Annotated in this window: 23 protein-coding genes; 10 read left to right on the forward strand and 13 right to left on the reverse strand. The window is 60.5% G+C overall.

What is annotated here, in order from left to right; genetic code table 11:
* Window positions 1–65: 65 nt before the first annotated feature.
* Window positions 66–977, reverse strand: a complete 912-nt coding sequence (gene hemF / locus G9X64_RS35660) for an oxygen-dependent coproporphyrinogen oxidase (protein WP_168310626.1) — start codon at window positions 975–977, stop codon at window positions 66–68.
* A gap of 174 nt (window positions 978–1,151) precedes the next feature.
* Here hemF and G9X64_RS35665 point away from each other — a divergent pair, with 174 nt between their 5' ends.
* Window positions 1,152–1,412: a hypothetical protein gene (locus G9X64_RS35665; RefSeq protein WP_168310627.1), complete on the forward strand. Its 261-nt coding sequence runs from the start codon at window positions 1,152–1,154 to the stop codon at window positions 1,410–1,412.
* 3 nt (window positions 1,413–1,415) lie between these two features.
* Here G9X64_RS35665 and G9X64_RS35670 read toward each other — a convergent pair whose 3' ends face one another.
* Together G9X64_RS35670 and G9X64_RS35675 are read right to left on the reverse strand one after the other, a co-directional pair.
* Window positions 1,416–3,062 carry a Na/Pi cotransporter family protein gene (locus G9X64_RS35670; protein WP_168310628.1) on the reverse strand — a complete coding sequence of 549 codons (1,647 nt, stop codon included), beginning with the start codon at window positions 3,060–3,062 and terminating at the stop codon, window positions 1,416–1,418.
* 207 nt (window positions 3,063–3,269) lie between these two features.
* A complete protein-coding gene (locus G9X64_RS35675; RefSeq protein WP_168310629.1) occupies window positions 3,270–3,731 on the reverse strand; it encodes a tRNA (cytidine(34)-2'-O)-methyltransferase in 462 nt (153 codons plus the stop codon).
* Window positions 3,732–4,117: 386 nt separating this feature from the next.
* Here G9X64_RS35675 and G9X64_RS35680 point away from each other — a divergent pair, with 386 nt between their 5' ends.
* Entirely contained in the window at window positions 4,118–5,974 is a 1,857-nt protein-coding gene (locus tag G9X64_RS35680) for an ABC transporter ATP-binding protein (RefSeq protein WP_171378361.1), read from the forward strand.
* 109 nt (window positions 5,975–6,083) lie between these two features.
* Here G9X64_RS35680 and G9X64_RS35685 read toward each other — a convergent pair whose 3' ends face one another.
* Window positions 6,084–6,314, reverse strand: a complete 231-nt coding sequence (locus G9X64_RS35685; protein WP_168310631.1) for a CopG family ribbon-helix-helix protein — start codon at window positions 6,312–6,314, stop codon at window positions 6,084–6,086.
* 162 nt (window positions 6,315–6,476) lie between these two features.
* Here G9X64_RS35685 and G9X64_RS35690 point away from each other — a divergent pair, with 162 nt between their 5' ends.
* Window positions 6,477–8,390, forward strand: coding sequence for an ABC transporter ATP-binding protein (locus G9X64_RS35690; RefSeq protein ID WP_168310632.1), 1,914 nt, complete (start codon window positions 6,477–6,479; stop codon window positions 8,388–8,390).
* On the opposite strand, the gene G9X64_RS35695 is transcribed toward G9X64_RS35690, so the two are convergent.
* Window positions 8,346–9,278, reverse strand: a complete 933-nt coding sequence (locus G9X64_RS35695) for an endonuclease/exonuclease/phosphatase family protein (protein WP_168310633.1) — start codon at window positions 9,276–9,278, stop codon at window positions 8,346–8,348. The two genes, G9X64_RS35690 and G9X64_RS35695, sit on opposite strands and share 45 nt — an antisense overlap.
* 284 nt (window positions 9,279–9,562) lie before the next feature.
* Between G9X64_RS35695 and petA the strand changes: the two genes are divergently transcribed.
* The 4 genes from petA (at window position 9,563) to G9X64_RS35715 (ending at window position 13,001) form a co-directional block, all read left to right on the forward strand.
* Window positions 9,563–10,141: a ubiquinol-cytochrome c reductase iron-sulfur subunit gene (gene petA / locus G9X64_RS35700; RefSeq protein WP_138330388.1), complete on the forward strand. Its 579-nt coding sequence runs from the start codon at window positions 9,563–9,565 to the stop codon at window positions 10,139–10,141.
* A gap of 14 nt (window positions 10,142–10,155) precedes the next feature.
* Complete coding sequence (locus G9X64_RS35705; protein WP_168310634.1) at window positions 10,156–11,436, forward strand: cytochrome b; 1,281 nt, start codon at window positions 10,156–10,158, stop codon at window positions 11,434–11,436.
* Between the two features lie 25 nt (window positions 11,437–11,461).
* Complete coding sequence (locus G9X64_RS35710; RefSeq protein WP_168310635.1) at window positions 11,462–12,343, forward strand: cytochrome c1; 882 nt, start codon at window positions 11,462–11,464, stop codon at window positions 12,341–12,343.
* A 115-nt stretch (window positions 12,344–12,458) separates the two neighbouring features.
* On the forward strand, window positions 12,459–13,001 hold the full coding sequence (locus tag G9X64_RS35715; RefSeq protein WP_168310636.1) for an adenine phosphoribosyltransferase: 543 nt from the start codon (window positions 12,459–12,461) through the stop codon (window positions 12,999–13,001).
* 21 nt (window positions 13,002–13,022) lie between these two features.
* Here G9X64_RS35715 and G9X64_RS35720 read toward each other — a convergent pair whose 3' ends face one another.
* Together G9X64_RS35720 and G9X64_RS35725 are read right to left on the reverse strand one after the other, a co-directional pair.
* The gene (locus tag G9X64_RS35720) at window positions 13,023–13,490 is read right to left on the reverse strand and encodes a MaoC family dehydratase (protein WP_168310637.1); all 468 of its coding nucleotides are present in this window, start codon (window positions 13,488–13,490) and stop codon (window positions 13,023–13,025) included.
* Window positions 13,487–13,978 carry a MaoC family dehydratase gene (locus G9X64_RS35725; protein WP_168310638.1) on the reverse strand — a complete coding sequence of 164 codons (492 nt, stop codon included), beginning with the start codon at window positions 13,976–13,978 and terminating at the stop codon, window positions 13,487–13,489. Before G9X64_RS35725 ends, G9X64_RS35720 begins: the two co-directional genes overlap by 4 nt.
* 81 nt (window positions 13,979–14,059) lie before the next feature.
* Here G9X64_RS35725 and G9X64_RS35730 point away from each other — a divergent pair, with 81 nt between their 5' ends.
* Window positions 14,060–15,178, forward strand: a complete 1,119-nt coding sequence (locus G9X64_RS35730; RefSeq protein WP_171378362.1) for a hypothetical protein — start codon at window positions 14,060–14,062, stop codon at window positions 15,176–15,178.
* Between the two features lie 98 nt (window positions 15,179–15,276).
* On the opposite strand, the gene ychF is transcribed toward G9X64_RS35730, so the two are convergent.
* Complete coding sequence (gene ychF, locus G9X64_RS35735; RefSeq protein WP_168310640.1) at window positions 15,277–16,380, reverse strand: redox-regulated ATPase YchF; 1,104 nt, start codon at window positions 16,378–16,380, stop codon at window positions 15,277–15,279.
* A 342-nt stretch (window positions 16,381–16,722) separates the two neighbouring features.
* On the opposite strand from ychF, the gene clpS reads away from it, so the two are divergent.
* The gene (gene clpS / locus G9X64_RS35740) at window positions 16,723–17,034 is read left to right on the forward strand and encodes an ATP-dependent Clp protease adapter ClpS (RefSeq protein ID WP_113545299.1); all 312 of its coding nucleotides are present in this window, start codon (window positions 16,723–16,725) and stop codon (window positions 17,032–17,034) included.
* Window positions 17,035–17,048: 14 nt separating this feature from the next.
* On the opposite strand, the gene G9X64_RS35745 is transcribed toward clpS, so the two are convergent.
* From G9X64_RS35745 to G9X64_RS35765, 5 genes are all read right to left on the reverse strand, one after another.
* The gene (locus G9X64_RS35745) at window positions 17,049–17,510 is read right to left on the reverse strand and encodes a GNAT family N-acetyltransferase (RefSeq protein WP_171378363.1); all 462 of its coding nucleotides are present in this window, start codon (window positions 17,508–17,510) and stop codon (window positions 17,049–17,051) included.
* Window positions 17,507–18,238: an aminoacyl-tRNA hydrolase gene (gene pth / locus G9X64_RS35750; protein WP_168310642.1), complete on the reverse strand. Its 732-nt coding sequence runs from the start codon at window positions 18,236–18,238 to the stop codon at window positions 17,507–17,509. The genes G9X64_RS35745 and pth overlap by 4 nt, the downstream gene beginning before the upstream one ends.
* Window positions 18,239–18,429: 191 nt before the next feature.
* A complete protein-coding gene (locus G9X64_RS35755) occupies window positions 18,430–19,143 on the reverse strand; it encodes a substrate-binding periplasmic protein (protein WP_168310643.1) in 714 nt (237 codons plus the stop codon).
* A 26-nt stretch (window positions 19,144–19,169) separates the two neighbouring features.
* On the reverse strand, window positions 19,170–21,521 hold the full coding sequence (locus G9X64_RS35760) for an EAL domain-containing protein (protein ID WP_171378364.1): 2,352 nt from the start codon (window positions 21,519–21,521) through the stop codon (window positions 19,170–19,172).
* 183 nt (window positions 21,522–21,704) lie between these two features.
* Window positions 21,705–22,313 (reverse strand): 50S ribosomal protein L25/general stress protein Ctc, encoded by a 609-nt coding sequence (locus G9X64_RS35765; protein ID WP_168310645.1) that lies wholly within the window; start codon window positions 22,311–22,313, stop codon window positions 21,705–21,707.
* Window positions 22,314–22,719: 406 nt separating this feature from the next.
* Between G9X64_RS35765 and G9X64_RS35770 the strand changes: the two genes are divergently transcribed.
* Window positions 22,720–24,261 carry a hypothetical protein gene (locus tag G9X64_RS35770; protein WP_171378365.1) on the forward strand — a complete coding sequence of 514 codons (1,542 nt, stop codon included), beginning with the start codon at window positions 22,720–22,722 and terminating at the stop codon, window positions 24,259–24,261.
* The last annotated feature ends 156 nt before the right edge of the window (window positions 24,262–24,417 follow it).

The raw sequence follows: 24,417 nt of genomic DNA on the forward strand, positions 1-24,417 counted from the left end.
GTTAGGACGCACTGAATTTTCGTGAAGGTCTATCAACTCGAATTTATCGACGAGATATCACAGTCTCATGGCCAGCGCACGACGGGGGGCAGCGATGAGAGAATGGATTCAACGTTGCCGCCGGTTTTCAGGCCGAAGATCGTGCCGCGATCATACAGCAGATTGAATTCGACGTAGCGGCCCCGGCGGATCAATTGTTCGTCGCGATCGGCCTCTGTCCACAATTTATTGAAATTGGAGCGGACGATTTTGGGATAAACCATGGCGAAGGCCCGGCCGACATCACGCGTGAAGGCGAAATCGGCGTCCCAGCCGCCGACTTCCTCGCTTGAATGCAGCCAGTCGTAGAAGATGCCGCCGATGCCGCGGGCCTCGTTGCGGTGTTTCAGGAAGAAATATTCGTCGCACCAGGCCTTGTAGGCATCGTAATCGGCGACGGCATGATTGCGGCAGGCGATCTCCATGGCCTTGTGAAAGAGCTGACTGTCCTCGTCCTCCTGCGTGCGACGACGCGACAGCACCGGCGTCAGGTCGGCCCCGCCGCCGAACCAGCGGCTGGTGGTGACGACCATGCGGGTGTTCATGTGCACGGCCGGAACGTTGGGGTTGACGGGATGGGCGATCAGCGAAATGCCCGAGGCCCAGAAACGCGGATCGTCCTTGGCGCCGGGTATCTGGGCGCGGAAATCGGGGGTGAATTCGCCGTAGACGGTGGAGGTATGGACGCCGACCTTTTCGAAGACACGACCTTCCATCATCGACATCCGGCCACCGCCGCCGGCACCGTTTTCGCGTGACCAGTCCTTGGCGGCGAAGCGGCCGGGCTCCTGGTCGGAGAGCGGCCCTTCCAATTCGTCCTCGAGGGCCTCGAAGGAAGCGCAGATCGTATCGCGCAATCCCTCGAACCAATTGCGGGCGGCAGCCTTCTTGTCTTCGATATCGTCAGGCAAGCCGATCGGCAGTTCCGGTCTTTCCATTTACGCCTCCGACGGTCGACATCTCCTTTAGAGGCGACTCGCTCATTCTTCATTGCGCGCCATGATTAGCAGTTGGTGACGCATCTCGCCAAGCCAAGGCAAGCACCCGGCGTTTCCAAGATTCGACTCGCAAATCGAGAATTTCGATATTACCTTTTCGGAGGAGGTAGTTTGATGAAAAAAATCCCAGGGCCTCCGTCCTTCGACGGCCTGAAGCGCAGGATAGCGAGACATCGGGCGGAAAATCCCCCGAGCAAGAAAGACCATTTCGTGCGTGAGACATATTGCCTCGGCCTCATGGACGCACGCGCCAAGGCGCGCGAATGGTTCGACGAATATCCGAAAGCCGCTTATTGGACCGAGGTGGAAAGCTGGCGCCAGCTCGACGGCGACCAGATCGAATTCACCATGCGCCGCTTGCCTTCGGCAGACTGACCTTCACTTCGCAGTCGCCCGCACGCGGCTTTCGATCAGCAGGCCGTTTTCATCCATGATCGGATGCGCCACCGAGACGATGTGGGCGTTGATGCGCTTCAGGTCGCGCAGCATGTCGAGATGCAGCGAACTCGTCTGCAGGCTGTCGGCGCGGCCGTCACGCAGGCGTTCGAGGTGGCGCTCGGCAGACTGTTTCTCCATCCGGCGTACCTCGACCTTTACCTCCATCATCTGGCGCGCGAGATTGAAATCGCGGGTGACGAAGATCGTCTGGGCGACGCGCAGGTTGTCAATCGTCAGGTCGAACAGCTTGCGCAGTTCCTGATGACCATCCTCGGAAAAGTTCAGGCCAAGGGAGATCTTCTTCGCCACCTGCTCCAGCAAGCCCTTCTCGATGATATCGCCCATATGTTCGAGATTGATCGCATAATCGATGACGACGATCGAGCGGCGGGCATTCTCGTCGCTGAGACCCTCACGGCCGAGCTTCGAGAGATAGACTTTTACCGCCTGCTGCAGCCGGTCGACGCGCTCTTCGAGGGCGGATATCTCGGCAAGCTTCGATGCGTCGTTACGCTCGAAAGCTTCGGACACCCGGATCAGCATGCGCTCGATCAGGTCACCGACGCCGAGCACTTCACGAGTGGCGCTGGCAAGGGCAACGACCGGCGTCGAAAGCTCCTGCGCATCCAGATATTTCGGGGCGCCGTCGGGCTCGGCCTGATCCGGTACCAGCCGGGCCATCAGGGCGGCGAGCGGTCGGGAGAATGGCCAGGCCAGCGCCGCCAGCAGAAGGTTGAAGGCAAGATGCGCGTCGACGGGCAGCTTGGCAGGGCCGAAGGGCAGCATTTGGATGAGTTCCGCGCCATATCCCGCCAGCGGCAGGGCGATGAGGCAGCCAAGCGCGCGGACGGCGAGATTGCCGAGGGTGACGCGCCGAGCCGAAACCGGGCCGGACAATGTCGCGACGACTGGTGGTATTGCGCCGCCGAGATTGGCGCCGAGCACGAGCACGATGACGAGTTCGGCGGAGACCATCCCCGCCGAGGCGAGCGACAGGATGAGCACCACCACCGCAAGGCTCGACGAGGACGCGAAGGCAAGTGCTGCCGAGACGATCATTGCCACGGGCAGGGCGCTGTCCAGCAGGCCGATGAAGGCGGCAAGGGCGGGAGAGGCGCGCATCGGTTCCGTCGCAAGGCCAAGGAGGTGCAGCGACAACAGCATCAGCCCGATGCCGATCAGCGCTGTGCCGCCGCCCTGACTGGCGCTGGAACGACCGCGGCAAAGCACGATGCCGGCAAGGATCAGAAGTGGAGAGAGCCATTCGATGCCCGTTGCCACGATCCAGGCGGTGATCGCGGTGCCGACATTGGCGCCGAGCAGGACAATCTGCGCCATGCGCGGCTTGATCAGGTCACGCTCGACGAAGGAGGCCGTCATCAGCGCTGTTGCCGTGGAACTCTGCAGCGCAATGGTCGCGACAAGGCCTGACAGGAAAGAACGAAGACCGCCGCGTGTGCCGGTCGCCAGACCTGTTCTCAGGCGGGCCCCGAAGGCCCTGGACACGCCATCCTTCACCTGCGCGAGGCCGAACAGCAGCAGAGCCACGGCGCCGAACAGGTTGATCATGATGATTATAGAGTCCATTTTGTTGTTTTTATTCTTCTTTCACAGATATCGAGAAGTGCGGTTTGGTCATTCCAACTTATTGGAATCGTGGAGGCCAATACTGAATTTTTGATTGCTCGGCTAATAAATATACGCCGGTTTGACGGATAGACAACGCTATTCTGCGACATATTCTGGAGTGGATCGGCAATTCCGCGGGCTTTGCTCCGCCGGCGCCTGCTTTTGTCAGGCCCAGACGGTTTGGCGCATCGCCTCGCCGACGATCATCGCGGCCGAAACAGCGACGTTGATCGAGCGCTGGCCGTCGACCATCGGGATCAGGATGCGTGCATCGGCTGCTTCATGAACCTGATCCGGCACGCCGGCGCTTTCGCGGCCGAAGAGCAGGACATCGTCCGGGCGGAAGGCAAAATCGGTGTAGCGCTCCGCGGCCTTGGTCGAGGCGAGGATCAGGCGGCGGCCGGTGGTCAGACGCCACGCCTCGAAGCGGTCCCAGCTGACATGGCGGGTGAGGGCGGCTGTGGCGATATAGTCCATGCCGGCCCGTTTCAGGTTGCGGTCGGAGATGTCGAAGCCGGCGGGTTCAATTAGATCGACCGCGAAGCCAAGGCAGGCGGCAAGACGCAGGATAGTGCCGGTATTGCCGGGAATATCCGGCTGATAGAGTGCCAGTCTGAGTGAAGTCATGATGCGCCGTTTTCCCGCTTTCGCCGCTCAAGGCCTAATGCAACTGTGATTTCGGCGCAACAGGGCGCGCTTTGACCCGAAGAGATGAAATTTTTGGCACAACAGGGCTGGAAAATTCCTCGTTTTCGCGTTATCGGTGCATATCTTCAATCGCCAGCAAGGAGCGCCAGAATGAATATTTTGCTGTATGTGCGCCTCCCGGCCGTGATGCCAAGCGGTGCGATTTTCCGCCGATAGTGCGGGTTTCTTCCCTGAATTTCCTTTTTTGATCCATTGTGCGGCTGTCTCAGCCTCGCCCCTTGAACGTTCGGTTCCCATATGTGCTTGCATAGCGCTGGGATGGCGCGAAGCCGGGAGCCGGAATGCTGACGTTTCGGAGCAATTTCATGTTTGGCTGGTTCGAACAGCGACTCAACCCCTTTCCAAGTGAGGACCCTGTCGCCCCGCCGAAAGGTCTCTTTGCCTTTTGCTGGCATTACAGCAAGCCGGCTGCGCCCTGGCTCGGCCTGATGGCCGTGCTGACCGCGCTGATCGCTATCGGCGAAGTGGCGCTCTTCCAGTTCCTCGGCGACATCGTCGACTGGCTGACCAATGCCGATCGCGCCACATTCCTGGAGAGAGAAGGCCACAAGCTTTTCTGGATGGCGGCGCTGGTGCTGGTCGGCCTGCCACTGACGGCCGGGCTCGATTCTCTCATCATGCATCAAATGATGCTCGGCAATTATCCGATGATCGCACGCTGGCAGATGCACCGCTTCCTGCTGCGCCACAGCATGTCGTTCTTCGCCAACGAGTTTGCCGGGCGTGTCGCCACCAAGGTGATGCAGACCTCGCTTGCCGTACGCGAAACGGTGATGAAGATCCTCGACGTCTTCGTCTATGTCGTCACCTACTTCCTGACGATGATCATCGTGATTGCGGCGGCGGACTGGCGGCTGATGATCCCGATCCTCGTCTGGCTCGCGGTCTATATCAGCATCGTCGCCTATTTCGTGCCGCGGCTTCGCAAGATCGCGGCGGCGCAGGCGGATGCGCGTTCGATGATGACGGGCCGCGTGGTCGACAGCTATACGAATATCGCGACGGTCAAGCTGTTTTCGCATGCGGGCCGCGAGGAGGTCTATGCGAAGGAGGGCATGGACGAGTTCCTGCAGACCGTGCACAAGCAGATGCGCAAGGTGACGCTTTTCCACATCAGCGTCTACGTGAACAATTGCGTTGCGCTCTTCGTCATCTCGGGCCTGTCGATCTGGTTCTGGCTGAACGGAGCGATCTCGGTCGGCGCCATCGCCATCGCCATCGGTCTTGCCATGCGCGTCAACGGCATGTCGCAATGGATCATGTGGGAAGTCTCGGCGCTGTTCGAGAATATCGGCACGGTCTATGACGGCATGGAGATGATGAGCAAAAAGCACGACATCGTCGACAAGCCGGGTGCGCCCACCCTGACGGCGAAGAAGGGCGCGATCCACTATGATCGCATCCGCTTCCACTATGGCAAGAGCAAGGGCGTCATCGACAACCTGTCGCTCGACATCAAGGCGGGCGAGAAGGTCGGCCTGGTCGGTCGCTCCGGCGCCGGCAAGACGACGCTGATGAACCTGTTGCTGCGCTTCTACGACCTGGAGGCCGGCCGCATCACCATCGACGGGCAGGACATCGCCGGCGTCTCGCAGGAAAGCCTGCGTTCGCTGATCGGCGTGGTGACGCAGGACACCTCGCTGTTGCATCGCTCGATCCGCGACAACATCGCCTATGGTCGTCCCGAAGCAACGGACGACGAGGTGATCGAGGCCGCCAAACGCGCCAATGCCTGGGAGTTCATCGAAGGCCTCGTCGACATGCAGGGCCGCGCGGGGCTCGACGCGCAGGTCGGCGAACGCGGCGTCAAGCTCTCGGGTGGCCAGCGTCAGCGCATCGCGATCGCCCGCGTCTTCCTGAAGGACGCGCCGATCCTGGTGCTCGACGAGGCAACCTCGGCGCTCGACTCGGAAGTCGAGGCGGCGATCCAGGAAAACCTCTTTGCCTTGATGGAGGGTAAGACGGTGATCGCCATCGCCCACCGGCTGTCAACGCTGACGGAGATGGACCGGCTGATCGTGCTCGACAAGGGCCGGATCATTGAGGCCGGCTCGCACAGCGAACTGATCGAGGCAGGCGGTATCTATGCCGACCTCTGGAACCGCCAGTCCGGCGGCTTCCTCTCCGATCACGCCGACGAAGCCGAAGAGGCTGCGGAATAAGATGAAAGAGGCCCTCCCTGCGAAAGCGGAGAGGGCCTCTTGAATTCTGAGGGTGGCTTCCGGCTTGCCGACGGTGCTGAAGGCCTGAGCGCGTTTGCGTCCTATCCGCTCAAAGGCTGTCGGCCCAATCGATCACGCGGTGAGTTTCGACGACCATCATGGTGTTGGCGGCGGCGATCGTGCGCAGCGCGACGAGGCGGCGGTGCTCCTCCTGATCGATCCAGGTGGCAATGGCCTCGGCGACGATCTCATCGCGCGGCAACCCCAGAGCGAATGCCAGGGCATCCAGCCTTTCTGCAAGCGGAAGCGGAACATGCACATCGAGCATTTTCGTTTCCATGGAAGTGGTCTCCGGTAAAGCGCGATCGTAACGTCAGATTGTGACCGGTTCGGGGGCATTCAATGCGTATGCCGCCGATGTTACCGATAATTACCAAAATATAACATTCTGTCTGCTTTTCATTCCCTTTGCCGGTCCGGCTAATCCGCCTATATCGCTTCTATGTTGCTGAACCCCATCCTCCGCCGGTTCGAAACCTGGATCGATCCGTTCCGCCCACGCGCCAATCTCCAGCCGCCGCGCTCGACGCTCGGATTCATCTGGTTCTATATCGGCCAGGCGAGGATGCCGTTCATCGCCATGCTCGTTCTGGGTGGAACATCGGCGGCGATCGAGGCGGCGCTCTTCTGGTTCGTCGGGCGGCTCGTTGATATCCTCGGCAGCATCACGCCGGGTGCCGGCTGGAGCGGCCTTCTTGCCGCCCATGGCGCCGAATTGTTCGGCATGCTCGCCCTCATCGGGCTCGTACGCTTCGTCGTCGCCTTCCTGATTGCCCTGATCGACCAGCAGGTGATCACGCCGGGCTTCTACAATCTCGCACGCTGGCAATCCTATCTCCACGTCTCCAGACAGTCGCTGTCGTTTTTCCAGAGCGATTTCTCCGGACGCATCGTGACCAAGGTCTGGTCGGCGGGGCAGGCCACTGGCGATCTAGTCACCTCGCTGATGGAAAGCGTCTGGTTCGTCGGCATCTATGCCGTGACGACGCTCGTGCTCGTCGCTCGGCTGGATTTTTCCCTTGCCGCCGTCGTGCTGTTCTGGCTTGGCGCCTTCAGCCTGCTTGCCCGCCACTTCGTCCCGCGGATCCGCCATCATTCCCGCGAAACGGCGGAAGCCGGATCGATGCTGAACGGCCGGATGGTCGATTCCTACAGCAACATGCAGACGTTGAAGCTGTTTGCACGCGACGAGGAGAGCGACCGCTACATGCGGCAGGGCTTCGATATCTATCAGGATACGGTGCTGCGCTTCACGCGTTTCATCACCGGCGTCAGGGCCTCGATGGCGCTGCTCTCCGGCCTGATGATTGTGACGATGGCGGGGTTGAGCGTCGATCTCTGGCTGCGCGGCCTGGTCAGCTCCGGTGCCGTGGCATTCTCGCTGGCATTGGTGCTCAGGCTGAATTTCCTGCTCGGACGGCTGATGACGCAGTTCAACGGCATCATGCGCAATCTCGGCACCATCCAGAACGCCGCCGAGCTGATCTCGCAGCCTCTGGGACTCGTCGATCGGCCGGATGCCAAAAGCCTGGAGATCCGGCAGCCTGGCATCCGCTTCGACAATGTTTCCTTCCGCTACGGCGAAGGTCATCAGCCGGTCGTCGAGAATTTCTCGCTGACCATCCGCCCGGGCGAGAAGGTCGGGATCGTCGGTCGTTCGGGCGCCGGGAAATCGACGCTGATGAACCTGCTGCTGCGCCTTTACGATATTCAGGATGGCCGCATTCTCATCGACGGCCAGGATATATCAGCCGTGACGCAGGAATCCCTCAGGATGCAAATCGGTGTCGTCAGCCAGGACACCTCGCTGCTGCATCGTTCGGTGCGCGACAACATCCTGTTTGGACGGCCGGATGCCGGCGAGGAGGCGCTGGTCGAGGCGGCCAGGCGAGCCGAAGCCATCGACTTCATCGCCCGTCTGCAGGATCAGCAGGGCCGTAAAGGTTTCGATGCGCATGTCGGCGAGCGCGGCGTCAAACTCTCCGGCGGGCAGCGGCAGCGTATCGCCATTGCCCGCGTCATGCTGAAGAACGCGCCGATCCTCGTTCTCGACGAAGCGACGTCGGCGCTTGATTCGGAAGTGGAAGAAGCGATCCAGTCCAATCTTCATCGGATCATGGAAGGCAAGACGGTGCTTGCGATCGCCCATCGGCTTTCGACGATCGCCGCGCTCGATCGGCTGATCGTCGTCGATCTCGGACGGATCATCGAGGAAGGCAGCCATGACGCACTGCTTCGTCACGGCGGGCTCTATGCCGAACTTTGGGCACGCCAGTCCGGCGGCTTCCTCGCGACGGACGACGATGCCGGCTCAGCGGTCGATGACGAATTCCGCCATCAGGCCAAAATGATTTGATCCGAAGCCGTTCTCGATGCGGCGGACCGATTTCAGCCGCAGCGGCGCCCGGGTAAGGACATGATCGATTGGAATACCGAAGGCGCCGGCGTGGATCGGCCATGTCGCGGGCTCCAGCGATGCCGTTCCCAAGCCTTGAGTGCGCATGAGATACTGCACGTCGGGCGCGAGAATCGACGTATTGAAATCACCGGCGAGAACGAGCGGTCCCGAAAGGGTAGGGATGACCTCCGCGAGATCCCAGACCTCCAGGCCGTGGAACTCGTCGTAATAAGGCTTGGTCAGGTGCGCGGCGAGGAAATTGACCTTCTGGCCATCGAAATCGATCGTCGAGATCGTCAGCCGGTTGCGCCAGAGCAGGCCGAGATTGCGGATGCGGGGTTCGATCAGCGGACGCTTCGACAGCACCAGCGTATCGCATTGCTCCATGCCGACACCGCAGCCGATATAATAGGGATAGATCTTCAACAACCGCGGCAGTTCCGACAGCAGCGGCTCGGCCTCCAGGATGTTGACGACGTCGGCGCCTGAGGCGATGACCATATCGGCGATGTCAGGGCCGTTTGCGAAATTATCGTTCTCGATATTGAAGGACATCAGCCTGAACAGGGCCGGGCGGCTCTCCTCGACGGCCGGCTCGACGAATTCGCGCATCATCACGATGCCATGGACTGCAAGGACCACCGATACCGCGAGGGTCAGCAGGCCATACCAGTGCCGCTTGACGAGAAGGGCAGCCACCGAGGCCACCGCGCCGGCTGCCGCCAGATGAACCTGGAAGCTGTAAAAGAAGGATAGCAGATAGAAATCGGTGACGTATCGCAGGGAGACGATGGCGAGAACAAGCGTCGTAAGAACACTGAATACGCAAAAAATTGTGTCTCTCATCCGCTCCGGTCCGGCTCACTGGCATGGCTCGGACTGCGCCTATCACGAGGGCATTTTTGTTGCAATGCAACATAATGGCAAGCGCGTGTTTGCCTTAAAAAATTCATCCGAAATTTCCCGCGACATTGTGCCCTCATCCCCTTGCCAAGGCTGGACATAATTTGCGATCAAGCATAGAACGCGCCGGATTGCCGGGGAATCTATGGCCGAATTGTGTCTGGAGAGATTCGCCGGTAGAGGGGGCAGGGCGGAATTCCGCGAAAATTGCGCAGAGGATGTTAGCCGTGAGCGAACACGAAACGACAAGCGAGGGCACGGGCGAACCCACTCGCCGTGATTTCCTTTATCTCACCACTGGTATGGCAGGCGCCGTCGGCGCCGTCGCGGTCGCTTGGCCGTTCATCGATCAGATGCGTCCTGACGCTTCGACGCTTGCTCTCGCCTCCATCGAAGTCGACGTTGCCAGCCTCGAGCCCGGCATGTCGCTGACAGTCAAGTGGCGCGGCAAGCCGATCTTCATCCGCAATCGCACGCCGGAAGAAGTAAAGGCCGCAGCCGATGTTCCGGTGTCGGACCTTAAGGATCCGGCAGCCCGCAATGCAAACCTTCCTGCCGAGGCTCAGGCAACGGGCGTCGACCGCTCGGGCGGCGAAGGCAAGGAAAACTGGATCGTCATGGTCGGTACCTGCACTCATCTTGGTTGCGTCCCGCTCGGTCAGGCCGGCGAATACAATGGTTGGTTCTGTCCCTGCCATGGCTCGGTCTACGATACGGCCGGCCGCATCCGGAAGGGTCCTGCGCCTGAGAACTTGGCGATCCCGACCTTTTCATTTGTGTCCGATACCAAAATCAAGATCGGTTGAGGGGAGACTGATTCATGAGTGGCCATTCCAGCTACGAACCATCAACCGGCTTCGAGAAATGGGTCGATGCGCGCCTGCCGCTGCCGCGCATGGTCTATGACAGCTTCGTGGCATATCCGGTTCCGAGAAACCTGAACTATGCCTATACCTTCGGAGCCATGCTCTCCGTCATGCTGGTCGTGCAGATCCTGACGGGCGTCGTGCTCGCCATGCATTACGCCGCCGACACGGCGATTGCATTCAACTCCGTTGAAAAGATCATGCGCGACGTGAACCACGGCTGGCTGTTGCGCTACATGCATGCGAACGGAGCATCCTTCTTCTTCGTCGCCGTCTACCTGCATATCGCCCGCGGCCTCTATTACGGTTCCTACAAGGCGCCGCGTGAAATCCTCTGGATCCTCGGCGTCGTCATCTACCTCCTGATGATGGCCACCGGCTTCATGGGCTACGTCCTGCCCTGGGGCCAGATGTCCTTCTGGGGCGCGACCGTCATCACCGGCTTCTTCTCGGCCTTCCCGATGATCGGTGAATCGCTCCAGCAGTTCCTGCTCGGCGGCTTTGCCGTCGAACAGCCGACGCTGAACCGCTTCTTCTCGCTCCACTACCTGCTACCCTTCATGATCGCCGGCGTCGTCGTCCTGCACATCTGGGCGTTGCACGTCGTCGGCCAGACGAACCCGACGGGCGTCGAGGTCAAGACGAAGACGGACACGGTGCGCTTCACGCCCTATGCGACCATGAAGGATGCGCTCGGCGTATCGATCTTCCTGCTGGTCTATGCCTATTTCGTCTTCTACATGCCGAACTTCCTCGGCCATGCCGACAACTATATCCCGGCCGACCCGTTGAAGACGCCGGCCCACATCGTTCCGGAATGGTATTTCCTGCCGTTCTACGCAATGCTGCGTTCGATCACCTTCAACATCGGCCCGATTGACTCCAAGCTCGGCGGCGTGCTGGTGATGTTCGGTGCGATCATCGTGCTGTTCTTCCTGCCCTGGCTCGACACTTCCAAGGTTCGCTCCGCGGTCTACCGTCCCTGGTACAAGCTGTTCTACTGGCTGTTCGTGATCAACGCGATCATCCTCGGCTGGCTCGGATCGCAGCCGGCAGAAGGTGACTTCGTCTGGATCTCTCAGGTCTGCACGCTCCTCTACTTCGCATTCTTCCTGGTTGCCATGCCCGTGCTCGGCCTGGTGGAAACGCCGCGTCGCATCCCGAACTCGATCACCGAAGCGGTGCTCGAGAAGCGCAACAAGACAGCTGCCGCCAGTGCAGCGGCCAATGCGTAAGCGCGCGACGGAAGGGAACAGAAACATGAAAACGCTTGTTGCAAGCATTCTCTCGCTCGCTGTCGTTGCCGGTCTCAGCGGCGCGGCTCTGGCCGAGGAGGCGCCCGCCAACGGTGCGGCTCCGGCCCATCACGCGGAAGGTGAGACGCCGCATTATCCGCTGAAGCATCCGAAGGAGGAGGAATGGTCTTTCGCCGGTCCGTTCGGCCATTACGACAAGGGCCAGCTCCAGCGCGGCCTCAAGGTCTACACGGAAGTCTGCGCAGCCTGTCATTCGATGAAGCTCGTGCCTTTCCGCATGCTCGACGAGCTCGGCTATTCCGAGGCGCAGGTGAAGGCCTTCGCCGCGAATTACGAAGTCCAGGACGGTCCCGACGCCAGCGGCGAGATGTTTACCCGCAAGGCGGTTCCTTCCGATTACTTCCCATCGCCTTTCCCCAATGCTGAAGCCGCGGCTGCTTCCAACAATGGCGCGGCTCCGCCCGATTTTTCGCTGATCGCCAAGGCCCGCTCAGTCGAGCGCGGCTTTCCGCAGTTCGTTTTCGACATTTTCACGCAATATCAGGAAAGCGGCCCGGACTATATCCACGCACTGCTGACCGGCTATGAAGAGCCGCCGGCCGGTTTCCAGGTGCCGCAGGGCGGACATTATAACCCTTATTTCAATGCTGCCGCCGTCCTTGCCATGCCGAAGCCGCTCTCTGACGGCCAGGTGACCTATGACGATGGCGCGCCGGCGACGGTCGACCAGTATTCGAGGGACGTTACCGCCTTCCTGATGTGGGCCGCCGAGCCGCATCTCGATGAGCGCAAGCGCACCGGCTTCATGGTCATGATCTTCCTGGCGATCTTCACGGTGCTGATCTACCTGACGAAGCGCTCGATCTACGCCAATAGGGAACACTGAGCGGTTCCCCGCCGGATTTCGAAAGGCGGCCTACGGGCCGCCTTTTTTGTTGGTTCCGCCCCTGGCAATTGGTAAAGTCCGGCCAGTTTCATGCGTTCGCAGATATGGATTTTCCATGAACAATACGACTTCGGAGCTCGCAGCCAGCATCCGCTCCATTCCCGACTATCCCAAGCCCGGCATCATCTTCCGCGACATAACGACGCTGCTCGGCAACCCTCGGGCTTTCCGCCGGGCGGTCGACGAACTCGTGCAGCCCTATGCGGGCACGAAGATCGACAAGATCGCCGGCATGGAGGCGCGCGGTTTCATCCTCGGCGGCGCGGTGGCGCACCAGCTTTCCTCAGGCTTCGTACCGATCCGCAAGAAAGGCAAGTTGCCGCACGAGACCGTGCGCATCGCCTACAGCCTGGAATATGGCGTCGACGAGATGGAGATGCATCGCGATGCTATCCAGCCCGGCGAGAAGGTGATCCTGGTCGACGACCTGATCGCCACCGGCGGCACGGCGGTCGGCGCGACGAAGCTTTTGCGCCAGATTGGCGCGGAAGTGGTCGGCGCCTGCTTCGTCATCGATTTGCCGGATCTTGGCGGCCGCAGGAAGCTGGAAGAGCTCGGCGTCGACGTGCACACGCTGGTCGAATTCTCCGGGCACTGACCGGGTGCCATTGCGGCTGTGTCAGTCGAATTCGAGGACGCTGCTTTCGAACCGGATGACCGGCTCGCCGTTCTGATTGACGCCCTCGCAGAGGATGGTGTTGAGGTGCCAGCCCGGCCGCGACGCAAGCGCCCGGCTGGAGAGGAAGGCGACGGAATAGGTGACGACGTCGCCGACGAAGACCGGCCGCAGCCATTGCAGTTTCTGGAAGCCGGGTGAGGGGCCGAGGTTCGGCGACGTCAGGCCGTTTTGCGCGAGTGCGGCGCTCTGTCTTTCCCAAAAGGCGAGGAAGGTTCGCATCCAGGCGGCGGTGGTGTGCCAGCCCGAGGCGCAGAGATCGCCGAAGAGGGTGTCTTTGGCAGCTTCCTTGTCGACGTGGAAACGCTGCGGATCGTAGCGCGTCGCGAAGCGGATGATGTTTTCCTCGGTAAAAGTGTAGCTGCCGATCTCGGCCTTCTCGCCAACCGCGTAAAGCTCCGACATCCTCATGCTGATGTCTCCGGGTTTATGCCGATGTCCGCGGGCCGGGCGCGCATGCCGAACATGACCGAATTCTCCGAGATGCAGACGAGTTCGCCGCGCTGGTTTTCCACCTCGTGGCGAAACTTGACGATGCCCATGCCGGGGCGCGATCGCATCGGCCGGGCTTCAAGCACGGTCGAGTGGCCGGACAGCGTGTCGCCGGCAAGCACCGGCTTGCGCCATTCCATCAGATCGACGCCCGGCGCACCTTCGCAGAGCGAATGCAGCACATAACTGTCGGCCATCATGCGCATGAACATCGAAGAGGTATGCCAGCCGGAGGCGGCAAGGCCGCCGAGAATGCTGGCGCGGCCGGCAGCCTCATCGAGATGCATCGGTTGTGGGTCGAATTCGCTTGCGAACTCAATGATTTCCTCGGTGGTCACCAGCTTCGGGCCAAGCGCGAAGCGGCGGCCGGGCTGGAAATCCTCGAAGGAAAGCTTTTCTGCCGACATTCGCTCCTCCCGCCATATGCAGCGCACAATGCTTACAATAGCATCCGCGCGGGCTCAATGATTCCGGGGAGATAAACCGGCATGACTGAACTAAGGTCGATACTCGACGAGGCCGTGCGCCAGGAGCTGATTTCGCCGGAGGCGGGCGGGCGGCTTTTGCCGTTCCTGACGGAGCGCGGGGTCGTCGTCGCCGGGCGCGGTGTCGGCGTCGCTGAGGCGCAGCCGGCAATGGCGGCGGAGGGGCAGGCCTGGTCGGATACCGAGACGCCACGCTTCGTGCGCGGCTTTCACGACGTGCTGATCACCATCGGCGTCGTGGTGGCGCTTGGCGGCCTCTGGGGGCTTGCCGCACTTTATGCCGTGCTGCCTGCAATCATCGTGCTTTCGGAAATCCTGGTGCGCCGTCAGCGGCTCGCTTTGCCGGCCGTCAGCCTGACGATTGCGCTGCTCTGCTGGACATTCCTGCTGATGTCCTTCTTCTTCAAGCCGGTAACATCAGCCTTCAATGATATCGGGGCGGAGGCGACGCAGTTCGTCGCCGGCTTCCCGATCATTCTCGGCCTCTATTATGCCCGGTACCGCGTGCCGCTGGCGCTGGCGCTCTGCATCATGTCGGCCCTTGCGCTGGTGCTCACCCTGCTGTTGCGCCTCATGCAATGGGCGAGTGGCGATCCGCAATTCTTCTCCAACCATCCCCTCCTGCTCGCGGTGGTCTTCCTCGTTTGCGCGCTCGGGCTGTTTGCAACGGCGCTCTATTTCGACCTCGGCGACCGGTTGCGCCGGACGACACGCTCCGATATCGCCTTCTGGCTTCACCTCGGCGCGGCACCGGCTCTGCTCTTCAGCGTAAGGCTGCTGATTTCATTCGACGGCAATTTGCTGGATGTTGCCCAGACCGTGTCGATCAAGACGCCCATCATTGTCATCAGTGTGGCGGTGTTGATGTTGATCGGCCTTGTCATCGACCGGCGCGCCTTCGTCACGTCAGGCCTGCTGTCGCTCGGTTTTGCGATCTACGGCATTTTCCGGCAGGGGAGTGCGACTGTTGATACCTATGTCTTCACGACGCTGATCGTCGTCGGAGCGATCGTGCTCATCATCGGAACAGGCTGGATGCCGCTGCGCCGCATCGTGCTGCGGGCGCTGCCGGCCGCCATTTCGCAAAGACTGCCGCCTGCCGTCTTGGCGGCGACCCCGTAAAGCTACGTCGCCCAATCTGCTGAGCAGTTGGGCAACAAGCATTGGCCGGGATAGCAGCTGTTTCCGATTAGAGCGGTTCAGCTTTTCCTAGAACTCCTTTAGGTGTTGAAGCGGAAATGGATGACGTCGCCGTCCTGGACGACGTATTCCTTGCCTTCGTCGCGTGCCTTGCCGGCATCCTTGGCGCCGACTTCGCCGTTGTATTTGATGTAGTCGTCATAGGCGATGGTGTTGGCGCGGATGAAGCCGCGCTCGAAATCCGAATGGATGACGCCGGCGGCCTGTGGCGCCTTGGTGCCGCGCTCAATCGTCCAGGCGCGCGTTTCCTTCGGGCCGACGGTAAAATAGGTGATGAGGTGAAGCAGCTTGTAGCCGGCGCGGATCAGCCGGTCGAGGCCCGCCTCGTCAAGGTCGAGGGCAGAGAGGAATTCCTTGGCTTCCTCTTCGGGAAGCTGGGCAACCTCCGCTTCGATCGCCGCCGAGATGACGACGGTTTCGGCACCCTGTTCCTTCGCCATCACCTCAACGGCCTCGGTGAATTCATTGCCGGTCGAGGCATCGCCTTCGGCGACGTTGCAGACGTAGAGCACCGGATGCGAGGTCAGAAGATTGAGGCTCTTGAGGATGACGATTTCCTCCGCATCGAGCGTCGACAGCAGGGTGCGAACCGGCTTGCCGTCGTTGAGCAGCTTCAGCGAGGCTTCCATGATCGGCAGCATCGCCACCGAATCCTTGTCCTTGCTTGTGGCGCGCTTGCGGGTCTGCTCGGTGCGGCGCTCCAGGCTTTCGAGGTCGGCAAGCATCAGCTCGGTCTCGATCGTCTCGGCATCGGCGACGGGGTTGATGCGGCCCTCGACATGAGTGATGTCGCTGTCTTCGAAGCAGCGCAGCACATGGACGATGGCATCGACCTCGCGGATATTGGCGAGGAACTGGTTGCCGAGGCCTTCACCCTTCGAGGCGCCGCGCACCAGGCCGGCGATATCGACAAAGGAGATGCGGGTCGGGATCAGTTCCTTCGACTTGGCGATGTCGGCAAGCTTGCGCATGCGCGGATCGGGAACGGCGACTTCGCCGGTGTTCGGCTCGATGGTGCAGAAGGGATAATTCGCCGCCTGTGCGGCGGCCGTCTTGGTGAGCGCGTTGAAGAGGGTCGATTTGCCGACATTCGGCAGCCCGACGATACCGCATTTGAAGCCCATGGCTAAAACCTGCTGTTCTTGAATTCCTTGCTGGTGCCTATGGGATAAAGGAGCAATATGGTCAAGTCTTAGAGAGCTTTTAGCGTCGCTCACTTGCCGACGGATCGGTGCTGGCCTATTCTTGAAAGCGACGGAGATTTCGACGTATTGCTGATTTCACCAGAATACCGGTCGCTGTTCGCATAGACGCAGTTGACCTTCTCGGTGTCGAACCCGGCGACCAGCTCCTGCCTGTTTGAGGCCGGGAGCCACGCCGGCTGACGGTCGAAAATTCGTCATCGACAATGATTAGCTGATTTTGAAGATTACTAACCCCATGTCATCAACGGGTGGATTTTTCCGATGAGTGACAATGACATCGCCCTGAAACCGAAGACCAAGGTGAAGCCGAAGCTGGACAAGCCGAAGCTTTACAAGGTCATCCTCGTCAATGACGATTATACCCCGCGTGAATTCGTCATCATGATCCTGAAGGCCGTCTTCCGCATGAGCGAGGAGACAGGCTACCGGGTGATGATGACGGCGCACAAGCTCGGTTCCTGCGTGGTCGTGGTCTGCGCCAGGGACATCGCCGAGACCAAGGCCAAGGAGGGCATCGACCTCGCCAAGGGCATGGGCTATCCGCTGATGTTCACCACGGAGCCGGAGGAATAGGCATTTTTTTGGGCTCAGGGCCGGCGGATCTGATAGCCGGTCTTGTCCTGCGCGAAGCCGCAATTCTCGTAGAAGCGCAGCGTCGCCGGGTTCTTCGAGCCGGTAAGCAGCATCACCTTGTAGCAGCCGGCTTTCCAGGCCTGCGTCAACGCATGGCCGATGACGGCGCCGGCATAACCGCGCTGCCGGTGATCGGCGTGGGGCACGACGTTTTCGATGAGTGCATAAGAGGCGCCGCCGCGCGTCAGGTTCGGCACGACGATCAGTGTGACGGTCGCAACGGCGAGATCACCTGCAAAGCCAATAAGGATCCTCATGCCGGGTTGGGTGAGGATGGCGGAGAAGCGTTCCTCGGCGATGGCTCCATCCAGAATGGCATCGGTCGGATTCAGATAATGGTAGGGTACAACTAGCCCCGGGAGATCGCCGGCGGCGGCCGGGCGGATGGCAAAGTCCTGATCCGGCACCGGCCTCACTCCCCCTTGTTGCCGAACATCTTCTTCAGCATATCGGCCATCGGGCCGCTGGCCGGCAGCTTCGGTTGATTGCGATTGCGGGCCTGGTGGATATGCGACTGGCCGCCCGAGTTCTTTTCGGTATTCTTGCCTTCCTTACGCGGTTTTTCCTCTTCGGTCGTGCCGCCCAGGGCCAGTGCGATCTTGTTCATGAGCTGCGAATCCTCGTTCCGCACCAGCATGTCGGCATTGTCGGCGAGCGTGTCGAGCAGCGGCTCCAGCCAGGCCTTGTCGGCCTTGGCGAAATCGCCGAGCACATGGTTCTGCACCATTTCCTTGATGCCGGGATGGCCGATACCGAGACGTAGCCGCCGGTATTCCCTGCCGCAATGCGCATCGAGCGACTTGATGCCGTTGTGGCCGTTGTGGCCGCCGCCGGTCTTCAGCCGCGCCTTGCCCTCAGGAAGGTCGAGCTCGTCGTAGATGGCCACGAGATCGGCCGGCTGGAGCTTATAGAAACGCATGGCTTCGCCGACCGACTCGCCGGAAAGGTTCATGAAGGTCTGCGGCTTCATCAGCAGCACTTTCTCACCACCGATCTCGCCCTCGGCGATCTCGGCCCTGAACTTCTTCGACCAGGGCGAAAAGCCGTGGCGCCGATGGATGGCGTCGACGGCCATGAAGCCGATATTGTGGCGGTTGCCGGCGTATTTGCCGCCGGGATTGCCGAGACCCGCGATGATCAGCATGGCCTGTCTTTCCTCGCTAAAGCATGTCGCGCAAAAGGGTGCAGCGGTTTTGCGACAACCACATGCGTAAAAACAAAGACCTAAAGCACGACAAGCGAATCCGAAAGATCGCGACGCGCTTTAGAACTTCCCGCCGTTCACCACCGCGAAATGAAAGCAAAGTCAAGCGGAAAGGGCGGTTGTCTTCGGAGTCATTCCGACAGGTTCATGCCGTATTTCAGGAAGATCTGCTTCTGGTCGCCATCGGCGATCAGCTTGTCGAGAGCAGCCTGCATCCTGGCGAGCAGATCGTCCGGAAAGTTCTTCTCGCAAGCGATGCCCATTGGCTGGGCGGAGAGCACGGTCACCAATTCCACCGGCTGGTCGGCCTTCAGCTTTTCGTAATAGAGTTCGGAGATCGGCATCATGTCGATGCGCCCGCCAAGCAGCTTGCGCAGCGTCGCATTGAAGTCGCTGGCGACATCGAGCTTGGTGAAACCCTTCTCCTTCAGGATCGTCTCGGTATAGTCCTCGCGCTGCGTGCCGACCGTATACTTCTTCGCCTCGTCCAGATTGCTGGCGGTGACGCCCGAGCCCTTGCGGGTGATCAGGATGTTGCGGTCGATGAGCAGCGGCTCGATCCATTTGAACAACGGGTCGCGTGCGCCGTTGTGGGCGGTCGCAAAGACACAAGTCATCGGCGCCGTGCGGGCAAGGCCGAAAGCGCGCGCCCAGGGCATGATCTCGATGGTGTAGTCGACGCCGATCGCGGCCATCACCTTTTCGACCTGCTCGACGGTCGCGCCCTTGATCTCCTTGCCTTCGCGATAGTTGAAGGGGGCATAGTCCTCGGTCGTGAACGTCACCGTTTGCGCATGGGCGGTGCAGGGCAGCGCCAGGCATGCGAGAAGCAGGAGCTTTTTCATCCGTATCATCTCCTTTGGTTCTTCGTTCACGAGGCGCGTGCGACGGCCGATTGCGAGGCCGTCAGTTCGTCGATCAGCGTGGCTGCGTGCTGCGGACGATGGAAGAGATAGCCCTGTCCATAGTCAAGCCCCATCTGATGGAGCGTGCGGCATTCCTCTTCGGTCTCTATGCCCTCGGCAATGACGGTGCAGTTCATCTTGTGGGAAAGCGTGGTGATGCCTTCGATCAGCATGCGGCTCTTCTGACGCACGTCGTCGTCACCGTCGTTGATCGCGCGGGTGAAGGACTGGTCGATCTTGATGATGTCGACGGGGAAACGGTTGAGATAGCTCAGCGACGAATAGCCCGTGCCGAAATCGTCAAGCGCGATGCGGCAGCCGAAGCGACGAAGCTCCGTGACGATCAAGCGGATCTGTGGGTTGTCGTGCATCAGCACGGCTTCGGTGATCTCGACGACGATGCGCTCGGGGCGGATGCCGTGGCGGCCGACGATGGCGGCAAGACGGGCCGGCAGCGCCGGCTCGAACTGCAGCGGCGAGAAGTTGATGGCGAGATAGGTATCCTGCATGCCTGATATGCGGGAAATCTTCGCGAGGTTGGCGATCGCCTTTTCCATGATGACGTTGCCGACGCGGACGATCTTTGCCGTTTCCTCGGCGACGCTGATGATCTCGGCCGGCGGCATCAGGCCCTTCTGCGGATGGTTGAGGCGCATCAGCGCCTCGAAACCTGCAATGCCGCGGCCGTTCAGGGTGACGATCGGCTGCAGGAAGGCCTCGAACCAGTTGTCGACGAGGCCGGCTTCGATATTGGCCTCGATTTCGGCGCGGCTGCGGGCACGGTCGAGCATGGCATTGTCGAAGAGCTGTGCGCCGTTCTTGCCGTCGCGTTTCTTGGCATACATCGCCATGTCGGATTTTTGCAGCAGTTCGGCCGCGGTTTCGGCATGATGCGGATAGATGGCGATGCCGACGGAAGCGCTCAGATGCATGTCGGGGGCGAATGGCGTTTCGAAGATCGAGGCGATCTGCTCGCACATCACCTTGGCGCGGTTTTCGGCGTCCTTTGCCGGCAGCAGGATGGCAAATTCGTCGCCGCCGAGACGAGCCGCCTCGTCGGAGGGGGCAAGATGGGTCTTCAGGCGCTCGACGAGTTCGACCAGCGCCGTGTCACCGGCGGCATGGCCCATATTGTCGTTGATCCACTTGAAGCGGTCGAGATCGACGAAGAGACAGGCGAGTTCCTGGCCGGCGGCGTCGGCGGCGGCGATCTTGTTGTCGAGGACGGCTTCGAAGCCCTGGCGATTGAGAAGCCCGGTGAGGTGATCGGTGATTGCCTGGCGGTGGTTGCGGTCCTCGGAGGCCTTGAGTTCGGTAACATCGGTCATGACCGAAAGCGAGAGGTGGTCTTGAGCGCCAGCTCCCGCCTCCGATTCCATGATGAGGACGTCCATGGTGCGGCCATCGAGGCAGACGAACTTGACGGTGACGGTCATGCCGCTTTCGGCCTGGCGGCGCTTGACGAATTTGTCGCGGGTCGCGGGGGTGACGAGATCGGCGAAGTTGCGGCCGATGACGGCGGCGCGATGATAACCTGTGGCAAGCAGCCAATAATCGCTGACGGCGGTGATGCGGTCTTCCTCGTCGAGCGAGAAGAGCATGGCGGGGGTCAGATTGTAGATGTCGGTGGCGCGGCGGTGGGCGAGCTTCAGCTCCTTTTCCTCGCTTTCGAGCTTGGTCTGCATCTCGTTGAAGCTATGGGCAAGCCGTCCCATCTCGTCGTTCGACTGCCAGTCGACATGATGGCGGGAGCCCAGCTGGCGGGTGGCCTCGATTGCCGCCGTCAGCCGCATCAGCGGCTGGATGACGAAGAAGCGGTTGCCGATCAGCGCCGTGCCGAAAACGGTCAGCACCGCGAAGATGAAGATCGAGATGAAGACGACCTCTTCCTGCTTCAGGCCGGAAAACAGGCCGAGCGCGGGATAATAGACGCTGATGCTGCCGAGATTTTTCGGACCGTCGACGGTGTTGTAGATGATGGCGCGCGACACCTGCACGAGCTTGCCGTCGAAGGAGCGCGGAATGGTGGACTGGCTGACGTCGAGCTGGCCTGACTGGTCACGCACTTCGACCTTGACGATGGCGCCCTGGGAAACGACCGTCGCGCTGATCTGGGTGACGCTGTCCTCATCGAGGTCCCACAGGGGTTTGGCCAGCGCCTGGGCATTGGCGACAAGAAGAACGGAGATATGGTCGCGTATTTCCTTGTCGGCCCGTTCCGAGGAAAGAAAAAGGAAGAGAACAAAGAGGGGAGCGACAAAAACAAGCAGTGCTCCACAAACTATCGCAAAAAATCTGTTCTCAACGGAATTGTTCATGGTTCCGTCTACTCCCCAGGCCGGCCATATTTGCTGTCGCGCGTTGAGGCGGCTTCTTCGCAGCTGACGGAGCATGCTTTCACGAATTTGTTAAATGTTGCTGAAACGGGGGCTTTCCAGGCAACGAAAAGCCCGCTTTCCAGGGGAAAGCGGGCCATATGCTTTACAAATTGGTCGAAGCGATCAGGCTTCGGCTTCGCCTTCCGCGGCGCTCTCGTCGATGCCGGCAGCCGGAGCGATAATCGTCGCGATCGTGAAGTCGCGGTCGATGACCGGGGTGACACCCTTCGGCAGGGTGACTTCCGAGATATGGATGCTGTCGCCGATCTTCCTGCCGCTGAGGTCAATATTGAAGAACTCAGGGATCGCATCGGCCGGGCAATGAACTTCGACTTCATGGCGAACGATGTTCAGAACACCGCCGACCTTGAGGCCCGGGGACTTCTCGTCGTTGATGAAGTGAACGGGGATTTCGACGGTCACCTGGGTGTTGCCGGAGACGCGCAGGAAATCGACATGCATCGTGAAGTCACGGACCGGATCGAGCTGGTAGTCCTTCGGCAGAACCTTGTGCTTCTTGCCGTCGACTTCGATCGTCGCCACGGTGGTCATGAAACCACCGGCGTGAATGCGCTTCGTCACCTCATTGGTGTTGAGAGCGATGGCAATGGGGGCCTGCTTGTCACCATAGATGACAGCGGGAATCAAACCGTTGCGGCGAAGTTCACGGGCGGACCCCTTACCAACCCGTTCGCGCGCCTCGGCCTTGAGCTCGTAAGTTTCCTGGCTCATGGCTATTCCTTTCGAGGTTATTTGGAGAGTTCGGCGGTGGGCAAAAGCCTTGTTCCGACGAACCGGAGGCGGGTATGACCCGACCTCATCCGCGTTGCCTCCAAGGGTGTCTACACGGATCGGTGGCCTATATTATAAGTCGATCGGAAACGCAAGTTGCGGATTCGGGCCGTTTTCCGGTGATATATACGCTTCGACAAGCCGAGACTGCATTCGAGCATCGCGTCGATCGTCAACGGTGAGCCGAATGCCGCATACGAGGGGCGGTGTTCTCGCCTTTCCCCCGGATGCGTGGCCGTATGAACGGCAAAATTGCCAATCTCTTCCCTAGCTGAGGTTGACATCGGCGCGCTTCGCATCTTTGGATGGCCCGCATTCAAAAAAGCGGCTGAGGAGAAATCGGACTATGCGTCTCAAACTTGTCACGGCAACGAGCTTGCTGGCACTTTGCCTTGTCACCACGGCCCAAGGTGTCGAGATAAATCAGGATGGCGCCAATGCGGTCAAGGAGACGCTGACGAAGCTGCTTCCCGAGGATCTGGCGAAGAGCGGCCTGATCACCGTCAATCCGGCGGGGACGCGATACGAGATCATTTACAATCTGGCGAAGCTGTTTGCCAAAGCCGATCCGGCGACATTCGCGATCAACGGGCTGACGCCGTTCTCGATGTTCGCCACGCCGCTCGACAGCGGGCTCTGGAACATCGAGGGTGACAACAACCTCAACGTTTCCGGCCATTTCAAAGGCCCCGACCAGAAGCCGACGGATTTTTCCTACTCCATCGCTTCGGTTGTCTACACCGGCGTCTTCGATCCGGCGATCAGCTATCTGCGCTCCGGCACCTTCACCGGCAAGGACATCAAGGTCACCAGCAAGTCCGAGACCGAGGAAGTCCATGCCAGCATCGCCGGGATAGACCAAAAGCTGAGCTCGATGGACAGCGCAGGCGGCAACGGGCGTATCGATTTTGCGGGCAGCGGCTCGATGTCGACTTTCGTCGAACAGGTTTCCGGCCTGCAAATGCCGCCTGTTGAGATCCGTGCCGACTCGATCGATTTCGAGGCCAAGGTGAACGGCCTGCCGGCCAAGCAGATCCGTGAGATCGTCCTTTTCGTTCTCGAGCATCTCGAGGAGAAGGAGCTAAGCCCGGAGAACAGCGACAAGATAAAGGGAATGCTCAAGCAAGCCTTCCCGCTTCTTGCTTCGTTCAGCGAGACGATCGGGGTCAACAATCTGACTGTCAGCAGCCAGATGGGCAACGGCGGCGCCAAGGCATTCGACTACAACGTGGCCGTGGACGGGCCGAGTGACGCCATGCGTTTCGGCTTCGGCATGAATGCCCAGGACATCAGCCTCGACACGCCCTTGATGCCGGCAAGCTATTCGCCTTTCCTGCCGACCAGCTTCGAGTTGCAACTCGCCATGCCGAATCTGGATTTCGCAAGCTTCGGCGACGCCTTGATGGCGGTGGATTTCAGCAGCGCCGAGGCGCCTGAGACGAGTGGCGAGGAGATGGCGAAGAAGTTCTTCCGCGACGGCCGGCTCGTCGTCGAGTTCCCGAAGGTCAGTGCCAAATCGGATGTCTACGACCTCGACATGACCGGCAAAATCGAGGGGCGGGTCGACACCGAGAAGGATTATTCGATGGAGGCGACGATCCTCGCCCGTGATCTCGACAAGACGATTGCCGCGGTTCAGGAGCTTGCCAAGACGGATCCCGATCTTAGTCAGGTCTCCTTCGGCATCATGATGGTAAAAGGTTTCGCCAAGACCGATGCAGATGGCCGCTCGCGCTGGGACATCAGTGTCAGCCGCGATGGTGCAGTCGCCGTCAACGGCCAGCAGATCAAGGGGCCGGATGGTCCGGATCAGGATCAGGGGCTGGAGACCGAGCAGGAACCGGACCAGGGGCAGGATGCGGCACCTGCGCCACCGCAGCAGCCTTGAGCATTATCAATTGGTATCCGAAATGAAAGGAAGCCGGCCTTGTGCCGGCTTTTTTGCGCCTTACGTCACAAGCTTCGCCGAAACCAATGATCGGGCGGCCGCTTGCGAACGTGGCTCCGCCACAATCGACGGTCAGCAATTCATGCGGCTCGGAGG

Origin of the sequence: Rhizobium sophorae (assembly GCF_013087515.1) — a bacterium.
GTDB lineage: Bacteria > Pseudomonadota > Alphaproteobacteria > Rhizobiales > Rhizobiaceae > Rhizobium > Rhizobium sophorae.